Below are 536 nucleotides of genomic sequence, written 5' to 3'. Positions count from 1 at the left end.
GGCACGCCCCTGCCGATGATCGCGATGCCGGTCTTCGGATACAAATCCCACATCGCCATCGACCGGCGATATGGCTTCATCCGGGAGAGCGCCGTGACCTCGGCCTCGGCGGCGGACGGGCGCATGCTCCGGCATCTGGTGACGACGCAGAACACGTCGTCCGAGGTCTGGGCGGACAGCGCCTACCGGTCCCGGAAGAACGAGAAGTGGTTGGCTGCGAAGATGCTCACCAGTCGCGTCCATCATCGCAAGCCAGCCGGAAGGCCGATGCCGGCGGCGACGGCCAGGGCGAACGCGCGGAAGTCCTCCATCCGCGCCCGGATCGAGCATGTCTTCGCGCATCAGAAGACCCGCTTCGGGCTCTTCATCCGCACGATCGGATTGGCCCGCGCCGAAGCGAAACTGACGCTCGCCAATCTGGCCTACAACTTCGACCGCCTGATCTTCCATGAGCGCCGCGCGGCCAGGAGATGAGTCCGCCTGAAGGGCGGAAAATCGACGCCGGACCCCGGGGATCCGGACAAAGCGTGACGACG

The 536-nt window shown here is 66.0% G+C and carries 1 protein-coding gene; it reads left to right on the top strand.

Annotated elements, in window-relative coordinates:
- Positions 1-474: transposase (locus tag ACLJK8_RS23120; protein ID WP_413152719.1), on the top strand; the 474-nt coding region annotated here is incomplete at its 5' end.
- Positions 475-536: the final 62 nt, after the last annotated feature.

The sequence above is a fragment of the Amaricoccus sp. W119 genome (assembly GCF_047275745.1).
Classification (GTDB): domain Bacteria; phylum Pseudomonadota; class Alphaproteobacteria; order Rhodobacterales; family Rhodobacteraceae; genus Amaricoccus.
This window is presented reverse-complemented; position numbering and strand designations above follow the sequence as displayed.